The sequence below is a fragment of the Agromyces sp. H17E-10 genome, from assembly GCF_022919715.1.
In the GTDB taxonomy this organism is placed as follows: domain Bacteria; phylum Actinomycetota; class Actinomycetes; order Actinomycetales; family Microbacteriaceae; genus Agromyces.
On the sequence record NZ_CP095042.1, the window covers coordinates 104,490 to 121,347 of the forward strand.

The 16,858-nt window shown below is 71.4% G+C and carries 25 protein-coding genes; 11 read left to right on the forward strand and 14 right to left on the reverse strand.

Going from position 1 to position 16,858, the window contains the following annotated elements; genetic code table 11:
- Positions 1-37: 37 nt before the first annotated feature.
- Positions 38-871 (forward strand): ParA family protein, encoded by an 834-nt coding sequence (locus MUN74_RS00470; protein WP_244854382.1) that lies wholly within the window; start codon positions 38-40, stop codon positions 869-871.
- A 37-nt stretch (positions 872-908) separates the two neighbouring features.
- On the opposite strand, the gene MUN74_RS00475 is transcribed toward MUN74_RS00470, so the two are convergent.
- The 5 genes from MUN74_RS00475 to MUN74_RS00495 all read right to left on the reverse strand — a co-directional run bounded on the left by MUN74_RS00475 (position 909) and on the right by MUN74_RS00495 (position 3,901).
- Positions 909-1,454 (reverse strand): MerR family transcriptional regulator, encoded by a 546-nt coding sequence (locus tag MUN74_RS00475; protein WP_305038261.1) that lies wholly within the window; start codon positions 1,452-1,454, stop codon positions 909-911.
- A gap of 111 nt (positions 1,455-1,565) precedes the next feature.
- Positions 1,566-2,255, reverse strand: a complete 690-nt coding sequence (gene ftsR / locus MUN74_RS00480) for a transcriptional regulator FtsR (protein WP_244854383.1) — start codon at positions 2,253-2,255, stop codon at positions 1,566-1,568.
- On the reverse strand, positions 2,255-2,668 hold the full coding sequence (locus MUN74_RS00485; protein ID WP_244856512.1) for an FHA domain-containing protein: 414 nt from the start codon (positions 2,666-2,668) through the stop codon (positions 2,255-2,257). The genes ftsR and MUN74_RS00485 overlap by 1 nt, the downstream gene beginning before the upstream one ends.
- 107 nt (positions 2,669-2,775) lie before the next feature.
- Positions 2,776-3,399: a CDP-alcohol phosphatidyltransferase family protein gene (locus MUN74_RS00490; RefSeq protein WP_244854385.1), complete on the reverse strand. Its 624-nt coding sequence runs from the start codon at positions 3,397-3,399 to the stop codon at positions 2,776-2,778.
- 34 nt (positions 3,400-3,433) lie between these two features.
- Positions 3,434-3,901 carry an NUDIX domain-containing protein gene (locus tag MUN74_RS00495; RefSeq protein ID WP_370647321.1) on the reverse strand — a complete coding sequence of 156 codons (468 nt, stop codon included), beginning with the start codon at positions 3,899-3,901 and terminating at the stop codon, positions 3,434-3,436.
- Positions 3,902-3,939: 38 nt separating this feature from the next.
- On the opposite strand from MUN74_RS00495, the gene MUN74_RS00500 reads away from it, so the two are divergent.
- The 3 genes from MUN74_RS00500 (at position 3,940) to MUN74_RS00510 (ending at position 5,363) form a co-directional block, all read left to right on the forward strand.
- Positions 3,940-4,311 (forward strand): RNA-binding S4 domain-containing protein, encoded by a 372-nt coding sequence (locus tag MUN74_RS00500; protein WP_244854388.1) that lies wholly within the window; start codon positions 3,940-3,942, stop codon positions 4,309-4,311.
- 72 nt (positions 4,312-4,383) lie between these two features.
- Entirely contained in the window at positions 4,384-4,677 is a 294-nt protein-coding gene (locus MUN74_RS00505; RefSeq protein ID WP_244854390.1) for a GNAT family N-acetyltransferase, read from the forward strand.
- Positions 4,677-5,363: an NAD(P)H-hydrate epimerase gene (locus MUN74_RS00510; protein ID WP_244854392.1), complete on the forward strand. Its 687-nt coding sequence runs from the start codon at positions 4,677-4,679 to the stop codon at positions 5,361-5,363. Before MUN74_RS00505 ends, MUN74_RS00510 begins: the two co-directional genes overlap by 1 nt.
- 42 nt (positions 5,364-5,405) lie before the next feature.
- Here the strand turns inward: MUN74_RS00510 and MUN74_RS00515 are convergent, their stop codons facing one another.
- Complete coding sequence (locus MUN74_RS00515; RefSeq protein WP_244854394.1) at positions 5,406-6,254, reverse strand: aggregation-promoting factor C-terminal-like domain-containing protein; 849 nt, start codon at positions 6,252-6,254, stop codon at positions 5,406-5,408.
- A gap of 151 nt (positions 6,255-6,405) precedes the next feature.
- Here MUN74_RS00515 and MUN74_RS00520 point away from each other — a divergent pair, with 151 nt between their 5' ends.
- Together MUN74_RS00520 and MUN74_RS00525 are read left to right on the forward strand one after the other, a co-directional pair.
- Positions 6,406-6,822, forward strand: a complete 417-nt coding sequence (locus tag MUN74_RS00520) for a YchJ family protein (protein ID WP_244854396.1) — start codon at positions 6,406-6,408, stop codon at positions 6,820-6,822.
- Positions 6,823-6,972: 150 nt separating this feature from the next.
- Positions 6,973-7,677, forward strand: coding sequence for a GTP pyrophosphokinase (locus MUN74_RS00525; protein WP_244856513.1), 705 nt, complete (start codon positions 6,973-6,975; stop codon positions 7,675-7,677).
- 48 nt (positions 7,678-7,725) lie between these two features.
- On the opposite strand, the gene MUN74_RS00530 is transcribed toward MUN74_RS00525, so the two are convergent.
- On the reverse strand, positions 7,726-8,463 hold the full coding sequence (locus MUN74_RS00530) for an ArsR/SmtB family transcription factor (RefSeq protein ID WP_244854397.1): 738 nt from the start codon (positions 8,461-8,463) through the stop codon (positions 7,726-7,728).
- On the opposite strand from MUN74_RS00530, the gene MUN74_RS00535 reads away from it, so the two are divergent.
- Positions 8,462-9,322, forward strand: a complete 861-nt coding sequence (locus MUN74_RS00535; protein ID WP_244854399.1) for a cytochrome P450 family protein — start codon at positions 8,462-8,464, stop codon at positions 9,320-9,322. The two genes, MUN74_RS00530 and MUN74_RS00535, sit on opposite strands and share 2 nt — an antisense overlap.
- Entirely contained in the window at positions 9,316-10,137 is an 822-nt protein-coding gene (locus MUN74_RS00540) for an isocitrate lyase/PEP mutase family protein (RefSeq protein WP_244854401.1), read from the forward strand. The genes MUN74_RS00535 and MUN74_RS00540 overlap by 7 nt, the downstream gene beginning before the upstream one ends.
- On the opposite strand, the gene ligD is transcribed toward MUN74_RS00540, so the two are convergent.
- Genes ligD through MUN74_RS00555 form a run of 3 tightly spaced genes read right to left on the reverse strand, consistent with a single transcriptional unit; the run spans position 10,126 to position 12,025 of the window.
- Entirely contained in the window at positions 10,126-11,163 is a 1,038-nt protein-coding gene (gene ligD, locus MUN74_RS00545) for a non-homologous end-joining DNA ligase (protein ID WP_244854403.1), read from the reverse strand. The genes MUN74_RS00540 and ligD overlap by 12 nt on opposite strands.
- Positions 11,164-11,214: 51 nt before the next feature.
- Positions 11,215-11,493, reverse strand: a complete 279-nt coding sequence (locus MUN74_RS00550; protein WP_244854405.1) for a DUF2277 domain-containing protein — start codon at positions 11,491-11,493, stop codon at positions 11,215-11,217.
- Positions 11,494-11,503: 10 nt separating this feature from the next.
- Positions 11,504-12,025 carry a nitroreductase/quinone reductase family protein gene (locus tag MUN74_RS00555; RefSeq protein WP_244854407.1) on the reverse strand — a complete coding sequence of 174 codons (522 nt, stop codon included), beginning with the start codon at positions 12,023-12,025 and terminating at the stop codon, positions 11,504-11,506.
- 91 nt (positions 12,026-12,116) lie between these two features.
- On the opposite strand from MUN74_RS00555, the gene MUN74_RS00560 reads away from it, so the two are divergent.
- Entirely contained in the window at positions 12,117-12,299 is a 183-nt protein-coding gene (locus MUN74_RS00560) for a hypothetical protein (protein ID WP_244854409.1), read from the forward strand.
- A 30-nt stretch (positions 12,300-12,329) separates the two neighbouring features.
- On the opposite strand, the gene MUN74_RS00565 is transcribed toward MUN74_RS00560, so the two are convergent.
- Entirely contained in the window at positions 12,330-13,256 is a 927-nt protein-coding gene (locus tag MUN74_RS00565) for a YihY/virulence factor BrkB family protein (RefSeq protein ID WP_244854410.1), read from the reverse strand.
- 101 nt (positions 13,257-13,357) lie between these two features.
- Here MUN74_RS00565 and msrA point away from each other — a divergent pair, with 101 nt between their 5' ends.
- The gene (gene msrA, locus MUN74_RS00570; protein WP_244854412.1) at positions 13,358-13,894 is read left to right on the forward strand and encodes a peptide-methionine (S)-S-oxide reductase MsrA; all 537 of its coding nucleotides are present in this window, start codon (positions 13,358-13,360) and stop codon (positions 13,892-13,894) included.
- Positions 13,895-13,972: 78 nt separating this feature from the next.
- Here the strand turns inward: msrA and MUN74_RS00575 are convergent, their stop codons facing one another.
- The 3 genes from MUN74_RS00575 to soxR form a co-directional block, all read right to left on the reverse strand.
- Entirely contained in the window at positions 13,973-14,893 is a 921-nt protein-coding gene (locus MUN74_RS00575; protein WP_244854414.1) for an aggregation-promoting factor C-terminal-like domain-containing protein, read from the reverse strand.
- A 208-nt stretch (positions 14,894-15,101) separates the two neighbouring features.
- Positions 15,102-15,905 (reverse strand): class I SAM-dependent methyltransferase, encoded by an 804-nt coding sequence (locus tag MUN74_RS00580; RefSeq protein WP_244854416.1) that lies wholly within the window; start codon positions 15,903-15,905, stop codon positions 15,102-15,104.
- Positions 15,906-15,943: 38 nt separating this feature from the next.
- Complete coding sequence (gene soxR / locus MUN74_RS00585; RefSeq protein ID WP_244854418.1) at positions 15,944-16,405, reverse strand: redox-sensitive transcriptional activator SoxR; 462 nt, start codon at positions 16,403-16,405, stop codon at positions 15,944-15,946.
- 79 nt (positions 16,406-16,484) lie between these two features.
- Between soxR and fdxA the strand changes: the two genes are divergently transcribed.
- Positions 16,485-16,841 carry a ferredoxin gene (gene fdxA / locus MUN74_RS00590; RefSeq protein WP_244854419.1) on the forward strand — a complete coding sequence of 119 codons (357 nt, stop codon included), beginning with the start codon at positions 16,485-16,487 and terminating at the stop codon, positions 16,839-16,841.
- Positions 16,842-16,858: the final 17 nt, after the last annotated feature.

Here is a 16,858-nt window from a genome sequence, read left to right on the forward strand (position 1 = left end):
AGGTATCGCCCGAGCACTAAAGGTAACGTATCTGTTCGTGCACGTTCTCTCCGTCAGCTCCCTGAAAGGCGGCGTCGGCAAGACCACTGTCACGCTCGGACTGGCGTCGGCGGCCTTCGCCCGCGGCGTCCGTACGCTCGTCGTCGACCTCGACCCGCAGTCCGACGTCTCGACCGGCATGGACATCCAGGTCGCCGGCCACCTGAACGTCGCCGACGTGCTCGCGTCGCCGAAGGAGAAGATCGTCCGCTCGGCGATCGCACCGAGCGGCTGGGCCCGGCAGAATCCGCAGTCGACCATCGACGTCATGATCGGCAGTCCGTCGGCCATCAACTTCGACGGCCCGCACCCCTCGATCCGCGACATCTGGAAGCTCGAGGAGGCGCTGGCCAACGTCGAGTCCGACTACGAGCTCGTGCTCATCGACTGCGCACCCTCGCTCAACGCGCTGACCCGCACGGCATGGGCGGCGAGCGACCGCGTCGCCGTGGTCACCGAGCCCGGCCTGTTCTCGGTCGCCGCGGCCGACCGCGCGCTGCGCGCGATCGAGGAGATCCGGCGAGGCCTCTCCCCTCGCCTGCAGCCGCTCGGCATCATCGTGAACCGGGCGCGCGTGCAGTCGCTCGAGCACCAGTTCCGCATCAAAGAACTGCGCGACATGTTCGGTCCGCTCGTGCTCAGCCCGCAGCTGCCCGAGCGCACGTCGCTGCAGCAGGCGCAGGGGGCTGCGAAGCCGCTCCACATGTGGCCGGGCGAGAGCGCCGAGGAGATGTCGGCGAACTTCGACCAGCTGCTCGACCGGGTGCTGCGCACCGCTCGCATCATCGACGACGCCGACGGTCAGCTCGCGGTCGAGTCGCACGCGATCTGAGCCCCGCAGCGCCCCGCGAGTGTGACGTCGTATGACGTCAGGAGACCTTGCGGGACTTCGCTCCGCGGCGAGCGGCGAGCTCGTCCATCGGGTCGGCGGGGTGCGTGTCGAGCTCGACGAGCGTCGACTCGACCTCGCGGAGCACCTTGCCGACCGCGATGCCGAACACACCCTGGCCGCGATTGACGAGGTCGATGACCTCGTCGTCGGAGGTGCAGAGGTAGACGCTCGCACCGTCGCTCATGAGCGTGGTCTGGGCCAGGTCCTCGACGCCTGCCTCGCGCAGCTGGGTGACGGCCGCGCGGATCTGCTGCAGTGAGATGCCGGTGTCGAGCAGGCGCTTCACGAGCTTCAACACGAGGATGTCGCGGAAGCCGTAGAGGCGCTGCGAACCGGAGCCGGCCGCGCCTCGCACCGTCGGTTCGACGAGCTGCGTGCGGGCCCAGTAGTCGAGCTGGCGATAGCTGATGCCGGCGGCACGTGCCGCGATCGCGCCGCGGTACCCGGTGCCGTCTTCGTACTCCGGCATCCCGTCGGTGAACAGCAGGCCGAGGTCGTAACGCGAGCGCATGGTCTCACTCATCGATTCGCCCCTCACTTCTGCTCCGCCACCCCGGCGACGCGAGTTCCACGCTACCGAGGCGGACGGCCCGCGCCAAACATATCGGGCCGATCGTCACGGCGTGTCGCGCGATCATCTCGACAGGCGTTCGAGCGTCGAGCGCAGGATGCTCGAGTGCACCGTTTCGAGCGCCCCGGCGAGCTCCCTCGCCTGCTCGGCGGTGCGTGCCTTTCCGGCGGCGTCGGTGCGTCGCGACGGCGCGATCGCCCGGTCGACCAGCGCGGCCTCGCGTTCGGCCGCGGCACGGACGCCGCGAAGGTGTCGCGGCTCGATCCCGACGGCTCGCAGGGCGACGAGCGCGCGGAGGACGCCCAGCGAGTCCTCGCCGTAGTGCTCGGCCGCCGGCAGCAGGGACGCGGAGACCGCATCGTCGACGAGCACGGCGTTCGCTCCGGCCGCACGCACGAGCTCGGCCCGCGTCATCCGCTTCGCCGTGAGGAAGCCGGCGGCGCTCGTCGCGGCCGGCAACGCCGAGGTCTCGCCCGCGTCGATCGCCTCGAGATGCGCCCGGATGACCTTGAGCGGCAGGTAGTGATCGCGCTGCATCGAGAGGACGAGCGTGATGCGCTCGACATCGGCCGCCGAGAACTTGCGGTACCCGGCAGCCGTGCGTGCAGGTGCCACGAGCCCCTGCTCCTCGAGGAAGCGCAGCTTCGACGGAGTGAGTTCGGGGAACTCGGGTTGCAGCTTCGCCAGCACCTGGCCGATGCCGAGCAGTGGCGCCTGCTCGCTCGTGCGCGCCGACGCCGCCGTGCCGACCACTACTCGCTCGCCACCGGAGCCAGGTCGCGTCGGGAGGCGTAGAAGGTGAGCCGGAACTTGCCGATCTGCACCTCGGCACCGTCGGACAGCAGCGCGGTCTCGATGCGGACGCCGTCGAAGTAGGTGCCGTTCAGCGAGCTCAGGTCGCGCACCTCGAACGCGGTGCGGTGCCGGACGAACTCGGCATGCTTGCGCGACACCGTGACGTCGTCGAGGAAGATGTCGGCGTCGGGGTGACGGCCGACGACCGTGACGTCGGTGTCGAGCAGGAACCGCGCACCGGTGTTGGGTCCGCGCCGAACGACGAGCAGCGCCGAGCCGGACGGCAGGGCCGCGATCGCCTCCTGCTCCTCTGCGGAGATGTCGGAGTCGATCGCACCGAGCTGGGCCGCCGCCTCGCGGCTGAAGCCCATCGTCGAATCGACGGAGCTGTCTGACACCGGGTTCGACGAGGTGTGCGCCTGCTCGAAGCCGGCCTCACCTGCCCCGTCGGCCTGTGTGTTGTCGGAATCCGCCACGGCTAACCTCCCTCTTCCAGCGTATCGGATCGCGAGTCGCCCGCCACCCGCGGAATGCGGATGGCACGTGCCGTCTCGATCGCGTAGATCGCACCGGCCCACCAATAGAGGAATGCACCCCACAGCGTGATCGCCCAGCCGACGGGCTCGCTCACGGCGGCGACCGCCGGGAATGCCGCACCGAGCATGATCACCGGCAGGCCGAAGAACAGTGCGAACGTCGCGACCTTGCCGAGTTGGTGCACGGGCAGCGGGCCGAACCCGTGGTTCGCGAGCACGACGCCGAGCACGAGCAGGAAGACGTCACGGGCGACGATGACGACGACGATCCACCACGGCACGAGCTGCTGGGCCGCGAGTCCGATGAGTGCGGCGAAGATGTAGAGGCGGTCGGCGGCGGGGTCGAGGAGCTGCCCGAGCCGGGTGACCTGGTCGAGCCGTCGCGCGAGGTATCCGTCGGCGAGGTCGGTGAGGCTCGCGACCACGAGGACGACGAGGGCGACGACGTAGTCGCCGATGACGAGGTAGACGAGGAACACCGGCACGAGTGCCAGCCTGAGCATGCTCAGGATGTTCGGGATCGTCCAGATCTCCGAACCGACGGCCCCCGCCCGCTCCCCAGCCACGCCCCGATCCTATCGGGCGGGCGGATGCCTCGTCTCAGAGCCGCGCGGCGAGGGCCGGCCACGCCTCGGCGAACCGCGGGTGCAGCGGATGCCGGCCGACCTCGCCGACGGGGACCCAGCGCAGTTCGATGCTCTCGGGATCGCTCACGACGGGTTCGAAGCGCACGAGCGCGTCGGCCACGACGGTCGTGTACGACCAGAAGCCGAGGTCGAGCACGCTCGTGAACCGGACTGAGAGCGCTTCGGGAGGGACGCCCGCCTCCTCCCCCGCTTCGCGGATCGCGGCATCCACGGCGGCCTCGTCGGCGTGCAGCGCACCACCGGGGATGCCCCACGTGCCGCCGAAATGACTCCATTCGGCGCGGTGCTGGAGGAGCACCTCGGCCTCGGGGCTGATCGCGAGCAGGCCCGCGGCGCCGTAGCGACCCCAGTACCGCACCCCACCGGGACCCTCGACCCATGCGTCGCCGCTCGAACTCGTCACCCCTCCAGCATGACGCATGCCCGCGAGACGTCCGCCCGGCGTCGTAGTCTTGGGCGATGGACGACGACCGACCGGTGCGCATCGACGCCTGGTTGTGGGCCGTGCGCCAGTACAAGACGCGCTCGGCGGCCACCGCCGCATGCCGCGCCGGACATGTGCGCGTCAACGGCGAACGCGCGAAGGCGGCGCAGCCCGTTCGCCCCGGCGACGAGGTGCGCGTGCGGATCGCCGGTTTCGACCGGCAGCTGATCGTGCGGCGCACGATCTCGAAGCGGGTGTCGGCCCCGCTCGCGGCCGAGGCTGCCGAGGATCGCACCCCGCCGCCTCCGCCGCGCGCCGAGCTTCCCGCCACGATCGTGCGCGATCGCGGTGCCGGCCGCCCGACGAAGCGGGAGCGGCGGGACCTCGACCGGCTCCGCGGCCGCTGAGCCCGAGCACGGCTCCGGCGCGCTCGGGCGCGTGCGGCGCCGACGACGCCGCACGGGCGTAGCCTGTGCCTCGTGCACAAGGAACTCACCCACGAACCCGACGCCCGCCGCTACGTGCTCCGCGTGGACGGCACGATCGCGAGCGTGCTCGACTACCGCGTGCTCGGCGAAGCGGTCGCCTTCACCAGGACCTTCACCAATCCGTCGTACCGCGGCTCGGGCCTCGCCGCCGAGGTCGTCGCGTTCGCGGTCGACGACGTCGAGGCGACCTCCGACCGGCACATCGTGCCGAGCTGCTGGTACGTCGGCGAGTGGTTCGACCGCCACCCCGACCGGCGGAACCTGCTCGATCCGCGGCTCGGCTGATGGTCGCCGGTTACAGCGCCGCGCAGGTCCGCGCTGCGGAGCAGCCGCACCTCGCACGCGGCGAGCCGCTCATGCTGCTGGCGGCCGCGGCGCTCGCGGACGTCGTCCGGGAGCGGCTCCCCCGTGATGGCGACGGCGCGCCCCTCGTGCTCGTGCTCGCAGGGTCGGGCGACAACGGCGGCGACGCCGCCCACGCGGCCGCCGACCTCGCAGCGACCGGCATCCGGGTCGAGATCGTTCCGACCGGTTCGCGCCTGCACGCCGAGGCACGGGCAGCGGCCGTCGCGGCGGGCGTGCACGTGCTCGATGACGCGGATGCACCGACCGTCGCCGCACGTGCCGCCGAGGCATCCCTGATCATCGACGGCATCCTGGGGACCGGCACGAGTTCCGACCCGTCGCTCCGTGGCCGTGCCCGCGAACTCGTGGCGGCGATCCTGCCGACGCTCGCGGACGACGCGGGCCCCGTGGTGGTGGCCGCCGACCTGCCGAGCGGCGTGCATCCCGACGACGGCAGCGTGCCCGATCCGACCGTGCTGCCCGCGACCGTCACGGTCACGTTCGGTGCGGCCAAGGCCGGCTTGCTGATCGAGCCGGGGGCCGATCTCTCGGGCGAGGTGCACGTCGTCGACCTCGGCCTCGGTCCCGAGCTCGCGGCCTTCACCCGGCTCGTGGAGCGCGGCTGAGACGACGAAGCGCCCCGCGAGGCGGGGCGCTTCAGCGACGGATCAGTACCAGTTGACGGCCTGCGAGTGCGACCAGGCGCTGCACGGCGAACCGTACGAACGCGAGATGTAGTCGAGACCCCAGGCGATCTGGGTCGCGGCATTGGTCTGCCAGTCGGCGCCCATGGTGGCCATCTTGCTGCCGGGCAGCGCCTGCGGGATGCCTGTGGCGCCGCTGGAGCCGTTCATCGCGGTGTACGACCACCCCGACTCCTTCTGCCACAGCGAGTCGAGGCACTGGAACTCGCCGTCGCCCCAGCCGTACGTGCTCGAGGCCATCGAGCGCGCCGTCTCGCGCGCACCGTCGGGCGTGTTCGCGCGGGCGAGCGCCTCGGCTGCGGCCTTCGCCTTCGCCTCCTGCTCGCGGTCGTACTCGGCGGCCGCGGCGCTCGCCTTGGCCACCTCGTCGCGCGTCTCCTTGGTGAGGTCGGCGAGCTCGTCGACCGGCAGCAGCTCGTAGTCGCCGAGCGAGGCGACCGACGCCGCGAGGTTCGTCGTGTCGGTCTTGCCGTCGACCGCGGCGAGCGTCGCGCTCGCGGTCGAGAGCGTGTCCTCGGCGGTGGCACGCGTGCGTGCCGCGGCGATCGCGCTGTACGCGCCCAACTGGTCGTGCTGCACGCCCGTCGCCTCGGTCAGCGCCGTGGTCGCGTCGATGCGCGCCTGCGACTCGGCGGCCGACTTGACGGTGAAGCCGGTGCCGACGATGAGTGCGACGCCGGCGACGGCTCCCGCGAGCAGGAGGCGGCGCCGGTTCGCGCGCCGACGGATCGAGCGACGAGGGTGGTCGTCGAGGGCGATGCCGGTGGGGTCTTCGTGAATGGTCTCAGGGCTGGGGGAAGTCTGGTTCTGCATATTCTCTGGAGTTGCTCGGTTCGTTCGTAGACGTGGGGGCGGCCCCGAGCACGGGCACAAGTCAGACACCCTGCCTTCCGATTCTGGATGGATCCTCAGTTCTCCCTGTGCGATCCATGGATGCGGCGGCGAAACGCGCGATACTCGGAGGATGCTCCCAGCCGATGCATCCCCGTTCGCCGTACCCGCAGCCGAGGATCGCTGCCCCTGCCTGTCGGGGCTCACGTTCGGCGAATGCTGCCATCGGTTGATCGGCGGAACGGCGCACGCGCCGACGGCCGAGCAACTCATGCGATCGCGCTACACGGCCTTCGCCACGGGCGCGGCCGCCTACCTCCTCGAGACCTGGCACCCCACGACGCGACCACGCGAGCTCGAACTCGATCCGTCGATCCGCTGGCTTCGACTCGACATCGCGCGCACCGAGCGCGGCGGACCGTTCGACCGGGAGGGAGTGGTCGAGTTCACGGCGCACTACCGCCACGACGGCGAGCGCGGCAGCCAGCACGAGACGAGCCGGTTCTCGAGGGTCGACGAACGCTGGTACTACGTCGAGGCCGTCGACTGACCGGCGCGGTCGCGTCGAACGCGACAGCGGTGCTCCGCTGCGGGCGAACGCAGCCCGAGTCAAAGGGAATCCAGAGCTTCGCCGCCTAGCGTGGTGGTCGTGACTCCGCTCGACGGCACTCGTCCCACGAGGCATCCCGATGCACCGGCCATGCTCACCCCGCGCGCCCAGCGCACCCTCGAGACCATCGACGGCCAGACCCTCGACGAGATGCGAGCGCTGCGCGACGAGACCGAGCGGTTCATGATGCGCTACAAGTTCGGCATGGACGAGGTGATCACGAAGCTCTCGATCCTGCGCGAGGAGTTCAGCCAGACGCACGACTACAACCCGATCGAGCACATCTCGAGCCGGCTGAAGAGCCTCGACAGCGTCATCGAGAAGATGGCGCGCAAGGGCATCGAGCCGAACTTCGACACGATCCGCGACACGATCACCGACATCGCCGGCGTGCGCGTGACGTGCAGCTTCGTCTCCGACGCGTACCGCATCTTCGAGCTCCTGACCGCCCAGCGCGACATCCGGGTGCTCAAGGTGAAGGACTACATCAAGGAGCCGAAGCCGAACGGCTACCAGAGCCTGCACGTCATCGTCGAGGTGCCCGTGTTCCTCTCGACCGGGCCGTATCCGGTCGCGGTCGAGGTGCAGATCCGCACGATCGCGATGGACTTCTGGGCGAGCCTCGAGCACAAGATCTACTACAAGTACGACCGGCAGGTGCCGCAGGAGCTCCTCGACGGCCTGACCGACGCCGCCCACACGGCCGCCGAGCTCGACACCCGCATGGAACGGCTGCATCACGAGCTGCACGGGGTTCCGCGACTCCCCCACGTGCCGCGCGACATCGCGGTCTGACCCCGCGGGCTCACGCAGTCGGGTGCCGGACGGCTCAGCCCGAACGGCTCAGCCGCCGAACGCCGCCCGCGCCTCGTCGCTCACCCGCAGCGAGCGGTCGCCGGGCACGCGTGCCACGGTGCCCTCCGCGAGGAGGACCTCGAGCACATGAGCACCGAGCGCGCCGGCGAGGTGCGGCCGCCGCTCGGTCCAGTCGAGGCAGCCGCGCACGACGGGCCGACGGCCCGCCGCCGGCAGGTCGACGAGGCGCAGCCGTTGGGCGAGCGGCCCGTCCGTCGCGAGCACGGCGCCCGTCTCGCCCGCCTCGAGCGGGGCGATGGACCGCTCCGCCACGAGCCGGTCCGCGATCCCGAGGGCGAGCCGGCCGGCGAGGTGGTCGTAGCACGATCGAGCCTCGGCGAGCCGACGCGCCGTCGCGGACTGCGCGTAGGAGGACACCGGGCGTCGTGGTGCGAGCCGCTGCAGCGACTCGATCGCGTCGGCGACCTCGGACCCGGCGAGCTCGTAGTAGCGGTGCCGACCGAGCGGCCGCACCCGCACGAGGCCGCCGTCGACGAGCCGCGCCAGGTGGGCGCTCGCCGTCGCGGCCGACACGTGCGCGATCGCCGCGAGCTCGCCGGCCGGCAGTGCGCGACCGTCCAGCAGCGCGGCGAGCATCGCGGCTCGCGCCGGTTCGCCCATCAACCGGGCCGGGGTCGCGAGATCGGCGTCACCTTCCATGAGGCCACGATACGACGAGGATGCTTCGACCGTCGACGAACCGTCGGCGTCGTAGCCTCGGTGCATGTCCGTCATCCACGACCGCTCCGACGTCGCCCGCGTGCTCGACGACCCGGCGTGGCAGGTACCCGAAGCCGCCCCGGGCGACACCCCGTTCGCGCGACTGCGCGGAGCGGCATCCCGCTTCGTCAACGACCGCGTGCACGACGCGCGCCGCCGCGAGATCGACGCGCGGCTCGCGGCGATCGACGCCGTGCAGCTCGGTCGCGACGCCGGCGCGTGGGCGCAGGACGCGCTCGCGAGGGGCCGGGAACCCGCCGAGATCGCGCGCCGCGCGCCCGTCGTGGTGCTCGCCGCCGCGCTCGGACTGGCCGACCCCGAGTCGCTCGCGGAGGCCGCCGCGACGGTCGCCGTGCCGTACGCGACCGGCTCCGTCGTCGACGAGCCCGCCGTCGATGCCGCCGCTGAACAGTTGCTCGGCGCAGCCGCCGCCGGTCGTCACGCGGCGCTCGACGCGCAGCTGCTCGTGCAGGCGCACACGGCGACCGGCGCGCTCATCGCCACCACGCTGCGTCGAGCCGCCGCATCCCCGGCCATGCCGACCCCGCGCCTGGTCGACCTCGTGCTCCGCGACGAGCCGCCGGTCGCGTCGACCCGGCGCATCGCCCCGGCACGCACCGGCGAGACGGACGACCGTGACCGGGTCGACGGAGGCCCGCTCGGCGGCAGGCGACTCGACGAACTCCAGTTCGCCGACCGCGGACTCGTCGAACTCCGGCTCGACGGCCCCGACCGCGAAGCCCGGGAGGGGGCGCCGCCAAGGAACCTCGCCTTCGGCTCCGGCGCACGTCGCTGTCCCGCCTCGGTGCATGCCGTCGCGATCGCCACGGCCGTCGTCGACGTGCTCCGGGAGCCGTCGTGCTGAGCCCGGCCCGGTTCCGTGCACTCCACCGGCGCGGCGAGCCGTTGCTCCTGCCCAACGCGTGGGACCTCGCGTCAGGTCTCTGGCTCGCCGAACAGGGCGCCGACGTCGTCGGCACGACCAGCCTCGGCCTCGCGGTCGTGGCCGGTGAGCCGGACGGCGCCGGCGCGACGCTCGAGCCGACGCTCGAACTCGCTCGGCGACTCGTCGCGGCGGGGATCGCGGTCACGGTCGACCTCGAGTCGGGGTTCTCCCACGACCCGGCGGAAGTCGCCGAGATCGTCTCGCACCTCGCCGAGCTCGGCGTAGTGGGGGTCAACCTCGAGGACTCCACCGTCGACGGTCGGCTCAGCGACCCCGAGCTGCTCGCCGCGAAGGTCTCGGCCGTCGTACGCGGCGCGCCCGCGCTGTACGTCAACGCACGGACGGACGCGTTCTGGGTCGAGACGGGAGACTCCGTCGGCGAGCGCACGACGGCATCGCTCGAGCGGGCTCGACGCTATCTCGATGCGGGCGCTTCGGGTGTCTTCGTGCCGGGGGCGCTCGACGACCGCACCATCACGGCGCTCGTCGACGGCATCCCCGCTCCCGTGAACGTGCTGGCCCAGTCGGGCCGCTCGATCGACCAGCTCGCCGCGCTCGGGGTCGCACGAGTCAGCACCGGCTCGCTGCTGTTCAGGGCCTCGCTCGCCGCCGTCGGCGCCGTGCTCGAGGACGTCCGTGCGGGGGCGCGGCCAGGCACGGGCCGCCTGTCGGTCCCCGGGTACGACCGGGTCGCCGCGCTCGGCAACGAGACCGGCCCGGGCTCAACCGGCTGACTCGTCGTCGACCTTCTTCGCTCGGCTCGGCTGCACCCGCGTGGGCTCACCCGGCATCTTCGGGAAGTCGGGCGGGAACGGCAGTTCGCCGAGCCCGTCCTCGAGGTCCCGAGCCCACCACTCGAGCAGGGTGCCGAGCCGGCCCGGCTTCGCGTGCATGTCGGCCCACGGGTCGCCCCGCTCGGCGAGGCGCCGCGGAACGGTGCGGATCGTGTGCGCGGCCGGGTCGGTGCGCTCGAGCTCGGACCACTCGAGCGGGCACGACACCGGCGCGTGCGGCAGCGGACGAGGGCTGTAGGCGCCGGCCATCGTGCGATCGCGGTTCGCCTGGTTGTAGTCGATGAAGATGCGGTCGCCGCGCTCCTCCTTCCACCAGTTGGTGGTCACCTGTTCGGGCAGCCGGCGCTCGAGCTCGCGGCCGAGGGCGATCACCGCGTGCCGGACGTCGAGGAACTCGTGCTCGGGTTCGATGGGGGCGAAGACGTGGATGCCGCGGCTGCCGGAGCTCTTCACGAAGCCGGTCAGCCCGACCTCGGCGAGCAGCTCGCGCAGCGCGAGGGCGATCGGCACGGCCTCGGCGAAGCCGGTGCCCGGCTGCGGGTCGAGGTCGATGCGCAACTGGTCGGGGAAGTCGCTGCGCTCGGCACGGGACGCCCACGGATGGAAGACGACCGTGTTCATCTGGGCCGCCCAGACGGCGCCGGCGGGTTCGTCGAGCACGAGCTGTGGATGCTTGCGCCCGCTCGGGTACGTGACCGTCACCGCCCGGATCCAGTCGGGTGCGCCCTTCGGCGGGTTCTTCGAGAAGAACTGCTCGCCGTCGACGCCGCCCGGGAACCGCTGCAACGACACCGGTCGGTCGCCGTTCGCCGCGATGAACGCATCACCGACCGCGACGAGATACTCGGCGAGGTCGCGCTTGGTGATGCCCGCCTCGGGCCAGATCACCCGGGTGGGACTCGAGATCCGTACGACGCGGTCGCCGTCGGGTCGGGGAACAGTGAGCTCGATCGCATCGCCGGCCATGGGTGCGACGCTACCGGCTCCCGCCGACCCCGCGCACCCGTGCCGCGCGGATCAGGCGGGAATCTGCTCGTAGCGTCGGGCGGCTCTCGCCCGGGCCTTCGCCGCCTCGACCTCGCGGTTCTTCGGCGGCGCACTCGTGACGAGGTCGTCGAGCAGGTGACGGGTGATGTGCGCGATCTCCTCGACCGCACGATCGAACGCCTCGGCGTTCGCCTTGGACGGCTTCGTGGACCCGCTCACCTTGCGGACGAACTGCAGGGCCGCTGCGTGCACCTCGTCGTCGGTGGCGACGGGTTCGAAATTGTGGAGGGGATGGATGTTCCTGCACATGCGGTGCAGCCTACGCCTCATCGGCGAGGATGGCTCGGCTCTTCGGTTCCGCGAGCGGCTGGAGCCGGAAGAGCCGGACCACCCTCCCCGACTCGCGTTCGTACGCCCGGTATCCCGGCCACTGCGCCTCGATGAGCGACCACGCCTCGTCGCGACCGGCGTCGTCGATGCGGGTGGCGCGCACCGGCATCCAGCGCCCGCGCACGGTGATCGACGCATCGGGATGCGCCATCAGGTTGTAGGTCCACGCCGGATGCCGGTCGCGGGCGAAGCTCGTGCCGGCGACGATGGCGCGCCCGTGCCCGTCGGGCGTGTACATGAGCGCGCTGTCACGCGGCTCTCCGGAGCGCGCGCCGGTCGTGTGCAGCACGAGCGAGGGCACGAGCAGCGCGCTGAGCTGCAGACGACCGCCGCTCACCCATGCGACGAGCCGCTCGACGGGCGGCAGGAGCCGCGGCGCGGCCAACCGGAACAGACGAGTGCGGGTGAGCGGCGAGACCACGGATCGGACGAGCTGGACGACGGTCGGCATGCGCCCCATTCTGCAGGCCCGGCCGACGGCACGTCGAGGTCAACCCCCTTGCCGCCGCCCCCCGGCGACCTAGCGTGGAAGGAGACGACCGATGGGAGGAATCATGCAGCGCGACCATGACGCAGAGGCCCAGAGCGCGGAACACGACACCGAGGCGATCGAGATCGACGTCGACGAGGACGAGGGCGACGTCGAACTCCATGAAGAGGACGATGAGCCCGAGGTCGTCGCGCCCGACGCGATCATCCCGCCGGGGCGCGGGTTCCCGATCTGACCGGCGACGACCCGCCACCGGGCGCCGACCCTAGCGGACGGCCGCCCGGCGACGGCCCTCGGCCACCCGATGGTCGGCGACGATGTAGGCGCCGGCGATCAGGATGACCTGGCTCGACAGGTTGAGCCAGATGAGCAGTGCGATGAGCGCCGTGAAGGAGGCGAGCAGCGGGTTGGCCATGGCGCCCCCGACGAACAGGCCCGAGAGGACCTGCAGCCCCGTCAGTCCGAGGCCGCCGAGCAGGGCGCCCCGCCACAGCGAGCCCGCCCGTACGCGGATCCCGGAGAGCAGCCGGAAGAGCGCGGCGATCGCCGCGGTGTCGATCGCGAACGCGAGCAGCACGGAGAGGATACGGGTGAGTGCGTCGTACCACGGCGAACCCGTCGAGAGCCCGAGCCAGTCGAAGACGGTGCCCAGTGCGGCGGTGCTCGCGACCATGATGACCGCCGAGATGACGAACGCACCACCGAACGCGATCGCGAACACGAAGTCGCGGAACATCAGCCAGCCGAAGAACCTCGTGTCGTCGGGCTGTTCGGCGAGGTCGCGGAACGCGACGCGCAACGAGCCGATCGCACCGATCGCAGCCCCGACGAGACCGACGAGTGCGAGCACGCCCGCGACGCTGAGCGTCACGGGCTGCACGAGCTGCTCGGGCTTGATCACGCCGTTCTCGCCGACGAGGCCCGGGATGACGGCGTTGAGCGCGTCGACGAGGGCGGTGATCGCCTCGGGCCGGCCCGCGAGCCAGACCCCCGCGACGGCGAACCCGAGGAAGACGCCGGCGAACACCGAGAACAGCGCCCGATACGTGACGCTGTCGGCGAGCATGGGCCCGTGCCTCGCGAAGTAGCGCATGATCGCCTGCACCACCGTGAAGCCGAGCGCCCATTGCCACACCCGCTCGCCGAGGCGGATCACCCGCCGCACGAAGGAGTCCTGCTCTCCGGTCTTCACTGTGTCAGGCTATCGACGGCGCCGGAACACGGACCACCCCCGTGTTGTTGAGACATTCGGGCGGTATGCTTTGCCGCCCGTCGAGAGACCAGGAGAACACCATGAGCGAACGTACCGAGACCGCGATCCTCGCCGGCGGCTGCTTCTGGGGCGTGCAGGACCTCATCCGCAAGCGCCCGGGCGTGCTCGAGACGCGGGTCGGCTACACCGGCGGAGACGTGCCGAACGCGACCTACCGCAACCACGGCTCGCACGCCGAGGCGATCGAGATCGTGTTCGATCCCGACCAGGTGAGCTACCGCGACCTGCTCGAGTTCTTCTTCCAGATCCACGACCCGTCGACGAAGAACCGCCAGGGCAACGACATCGGCACGAGCTACCGGTCGGCGATCTTCCCGACGACCCCCGAGCAGGAGCGTGTCGCTCGCGACACGATCGCCGACGTCGACGCGTCGGGCCTGTGGCCCGGCCCGGCGACGACCGAGGTCTCCCCTGCGGGCCCGTTCTGGGAGGCCGAGCCCGAGCACCAGGACTACCTCGAGCGGTACCCGAACGGCTACACCTGCCACTTCGTGCGCCCCGGCTGGAAGCTGCCGACGCGCGACGCCGCGACGGCGCAGGCCGACAGCGTCGCCTAGGAGCGACGGCTGCCGACGCGAAGGGCCGCGGTGGACGATTCGTCCACCGCGGCCCTTCCGCGATGCTCGGCTGCCGGCTCAGTACCAGCCGGCCGATTCCGACTGGTCCCAGGCGCCGCAGGGGCTGCCGTAGCGATCGGCGATGTAGCCGAGGCCCCAGGCGATCTGCGTCGCGGGGTTCGTCTCCCAGTCGGCGCCCGCGGAGCCCATCTTGGAACCGGGAAGCGCCTGCGGGATGCCGTAGGCACCCGAGGGGTTCGACGCGTACACGTTCCACCCGGATTCGCGGTCCCACAGGGCCACGAGGCATCCGAACTGGTCGTCGCCCCAGCCGCGGGCCGCGAGCATGTCGCGGGCGATCGCCTGGGCGCCGCTCGGGTTCGCCGGTCCAGACGGGCGCGATCCGCTGCTCGACGACTCCGCTTCTTCGGCGGCAGCCGCCTCGGCCGCAGCCTTCTCGGCGGCAGCGCGCGCCGCGGCCTCGGCCGCGGCCTTCTTCTCGGCTGCGATCTTGTCGGCCTTGGCGATGGCCTGCTTGACCTCGGTCGTGTGCGACTCGGTCGCGCCGGCGAGCTCGAAGACGCGTTCGGGCGCGAGCAGTTCGTAGTTGTCGAGCGCAGCCACCGACGAGGCGAGCTCGGTCGCGTCGGCCTTGCCCTTGGCGGCGGTGATGGTGTCCTTCGCGCCGCTCAGGGTGTCCTTCGCCTCCTTCTCGGCTCGCGCCGCGAGGATGGTCGAGTGCGAGCCGAGCTGCTCGACCCGGAGGTCGGTCGCGGCGCTCAGTTCGGCCGTGGCGGCGATGCGCTCGTTCTGCGCGGCGACGGCCGACTGCAGCATGAAGCCCGATCCGACGAGGGCGCCGACGGCCACGACGGCGCCGGCGGCGATCACGGGGCCCTTGCGCCAGCCGCGGTTGGCGCGACGCTCGCGGCGGCTGGCTGCCGGCTCGATCTCGGTGGAGTTGTCAGGGGTGTTCTGGGGGGAAGACTGGTTCTGCATGACTTTCACGTGGGCGGCACTGCTCGCGCGAGCGCGGGCCGAACCTTCGGTCGACGTTCCTCGGACGCGGGGGCGCCCGGGCGAAGTGGCCAGTCTGCCCAGAGGTTCTGGACAGAACCTCACTTCTTCCTGTGAAAGTCATCCGAAACCGAGTGGAATTCGTTTTTGAATCGGATGCGGCATCGGTGGCCTCGACACCCCGTCGACGTCAGCGCACGGCGAGTCCGCGCACGGTCCACGCGCGGGCGACCATCGAGATCCCACCGTCCGGATCCCGGGGCGACCGGCGGTCGAGCGCGTCGCGGATCCGCTCGCGCTGCGTCGCGCCGAGCGACATCGCGTAGGCGGGTGCTGCGCCCTGTCCGCCGAGGAACGGCGCCCAGAAGTCGTCGAAGCCCGTGAATCGCGTCTGGATCTCGATCGAACCGGTCACCACCTCGCGAAACCCGGCGGCCTCGAACGCCTCCTCGAGCCCGGCGGGTGTGCAGATCGGGAACCGCGTCGCCTCGTCGAACCGCGCGGCGGCGGGATCCACCTCGGCGGCGGCATCCCAGAACCGGCGCATCATCTCCATCCTCCCGGCGTAGTCCCACACGTAGGCCGCGACCACCCCCTCGCCGACGGCGACGCGCCGCATCTCCGTGAGGGCCGCCGCCGCAGCGGGCACGAAGTTCAGCATGAGTCCCGACACGACCACGTCGACCGAGCGGTCGTCGAACGGCAGTGCGGCGGCTTCGGCCAGATGGAACGTCACCCGGGAACCGAGCTCCGCCGTGGCCGACTCGAGGAAGCCGGGCGAGGGATCCGCACCGTCGACCGAGCGCGGGGCGCACCGCTCGACGATCGCGGCACTCAGCGCGCCCGTGCCGCAGCCGACGTCGATCCAGCGCAGCCCATCGCGGGCGTCGAGCCAGTCGAGGAAGCGCGGAGCGACGCGACGACTCCATCGCCCGACGTACCGCTCGTACGCGGGGCCGGCCTCCCAGGCATCGGGCACGCGGTCGCCGCCCATGGCGCCACGCTACTCCCCCGCGGGTCTGAGCGCGCGATTCATTCCTCGAGGTCGTCCTCGAGCCGGCGCGGGCCGGCGCCGCCGTCGCCGAGGGCGTCGTCGGGGTTCAGGAGTCCGCAGGCCTTCATGGAGAGGCATCCGCACCCGATGCAGCCCGTGAGCTCTCGCTCGAGCCGCTCGATGCCGAGCCGCCGCACCTCCAGCTGGCGCTTCCATCGTCGGGAGGCGCGCTGCCAGTCGTCATGGCTCGGCGTGGTGTCGAGCGGCACGTGCTCGAACGCGGCCTGCACGTCGCCGAGCGGGATGCCGAGGCGCTTGGCGACCACGATGAGCGAGACCCGTCGCAACATGTGTCTCGCGTACCGTCGTTGGTTGCCGCCCGTGCGCTGGGATGCGATGAGTCCGAGGTCCTCGTAGAAGCGCAGCGCCGAGGGTGCGACGCCGGTACGGCGGCTCATCTCCCCGACGGTGAGCAGCTCGTCTGGCGCGTGCGTCGGCATGCCGTTCCCTCTCGATTGGACTTCAAGAGTACTTGAGGTTTTAGGCTGGGCTCATGCGTTTCAACTCCGGGGTGATCTCGTGACCTACGTGATCGCCCTTCCCTGCGTCGACGTCAAGGACAAGGCCTGCATCGACGAGTGCCCTGTCGACTGCATCTACGAGGGCGAGCGATCCCTCTACATCCACCCCGACGAGTGCGTCGACTGCGGTGCGTGCGAGCCCGTCTGCCCCGTCGAGGCGATCTATTACGAGGACGACCTGCCCGACGAATGGGCCGACTACTACAAGGCCAACGTCGAGTTCTTCGAGATCACCCCTCCCGGTGCTCCCGGCGGCACCCCGCTCGGCTCCCCCGGCGGCGCGGCGAAGACGGGCACGCTGCCGTTCGACCACCCGGTCGTCGCCGCGCTGGCGCCGCAGGGCGGCCACGAGTGAACGCGGCTCGCCACACT

Bases quoted from the DNA above. Each gene is read 5' to 3' on its own strand.
- MUN74_RS00530 (WP_244854397.1), bottom strand. From the start codon at position 8,463: ATGCACCGAGGCTACGACGCCGACGGTTCGTCGACGGTCGAAGCATCC.
- MUN74_RS00575 (WP_244854414.1), bottom strand. From the start codon at position 14,893: ATGCAGAACCAGTCTTCCCCCCAGAACACCCCTGACAACTCCACCGAG.
- soxR (WP_244854418.1), bottom strand. From the start codon at position 16,405: ATGCCGACGCACGCGCCAGACGAGCTGCTCACCGTCGGGGAGATGAGC.
- MUN74_RS00525 (WP_244856513.1), top strand. From the start codon at position 6,973: ATGCTCACCCCGCGCGCCCAGCGCACCCTCGAGACCATCGACGGCCAG.
- MUN74_RS00550 (WP_244854405.1), bottom strand. From the start codon at position 11,493: ATGTGCAGGAACATCCATCCCCTCCACAATTTCGAACCCGTCGCCACC.
- MUN74_RS00535 (WP_244854399.1), top strand. From the start codon at position 8,462: ATGTCCGTCATCCACGACCGCTCCGACGTCGCCCGCGTGCTCGACGAC.
- MUN74_RS00485 (WP_244856512.1), bottom strand. From the start codon at position 2,668: ATGGGCTTCAGCCGCGAGGCGGCGGCCCAGCTCGGTGCGATCGACTCC.
- MUN74_RS00495 (WP_370647321.1), bottom strand. From the start codon at position 3,901: ATGCGTCATGCTGGAGGGGTGACGAGTTCGAGCGGCGACGCATGGGTC.
- MUN74_RS00580 (WP_244854416.1), bottom strand. From the start codon at position 15,905: ATGGGCGGCGACCGCGTGCCCGATGCCTGGGAGGCCGGCCCCGCGTAC.
- MUN74_RS00560 (WP_244854409.1), top strand. From the start codon at position 12,117: ATGGGAGGAATCATGCAGCGCGACCATGACGCAGAGGCCCAGAGCGCG.
- MUN74_RS00475 (WP_305038261.1), bottom strand. From the start codon at position 1,454: ATGAGTGAGACCATGCGCTCGCGTTACGACCTCGGCCTGCTGTTCACC.
- ligD (WP_244854403.1), bottom strand. From the start codon at position 11,163: ATGGCCGGCGATGCGATCGAGCTCACTGTTCCCCGACCCGACGGCGAC.
- MUN74_RS00515 (WP_244854394.1), bottom strand. From the start codon at position 6,254: ATGCAGAACCAGACTTCCCCCAGCCCTGAGACCATTCACGAAGACCCC.
- msrA (WP_244854412.1), top strand. From the start codon at position 13,358: ATGAGCGAACGTACCGAGACCGCGATCCTCGCCGGCGGCTGCTTCTGG.
- MUN74_RS00520 (WP_244854396.1), top strand. From the start codon at position 6,406: ATGCTCCCAGCCGATGCATCCCCGTTCGCCGTACCCGCAGCCGAGGAT.
- MUN74_RS00510 (WP_244854392.1), top strand. From the start codon at position 4,677: ATGGTCGCCGGTTACAGCGCCGCGCAGGTCCGCGCTGCGGAGCAGCCG.
- MUN74_RS00500 (WP_244854388.1), top strand. From the start codon at position 3,940: ATGGACGACGACCGACCGGTGCGCATCGACGCCTGGTTGTGGGCCGTG.
- MUN74_RS00555 (WP_244854407.1), bottom strand. From the start codon at position 12,025: ATGCCGACCGTCGTCCAGCTCGTCCGATCCGTGGTCTCGCCGCTCACC.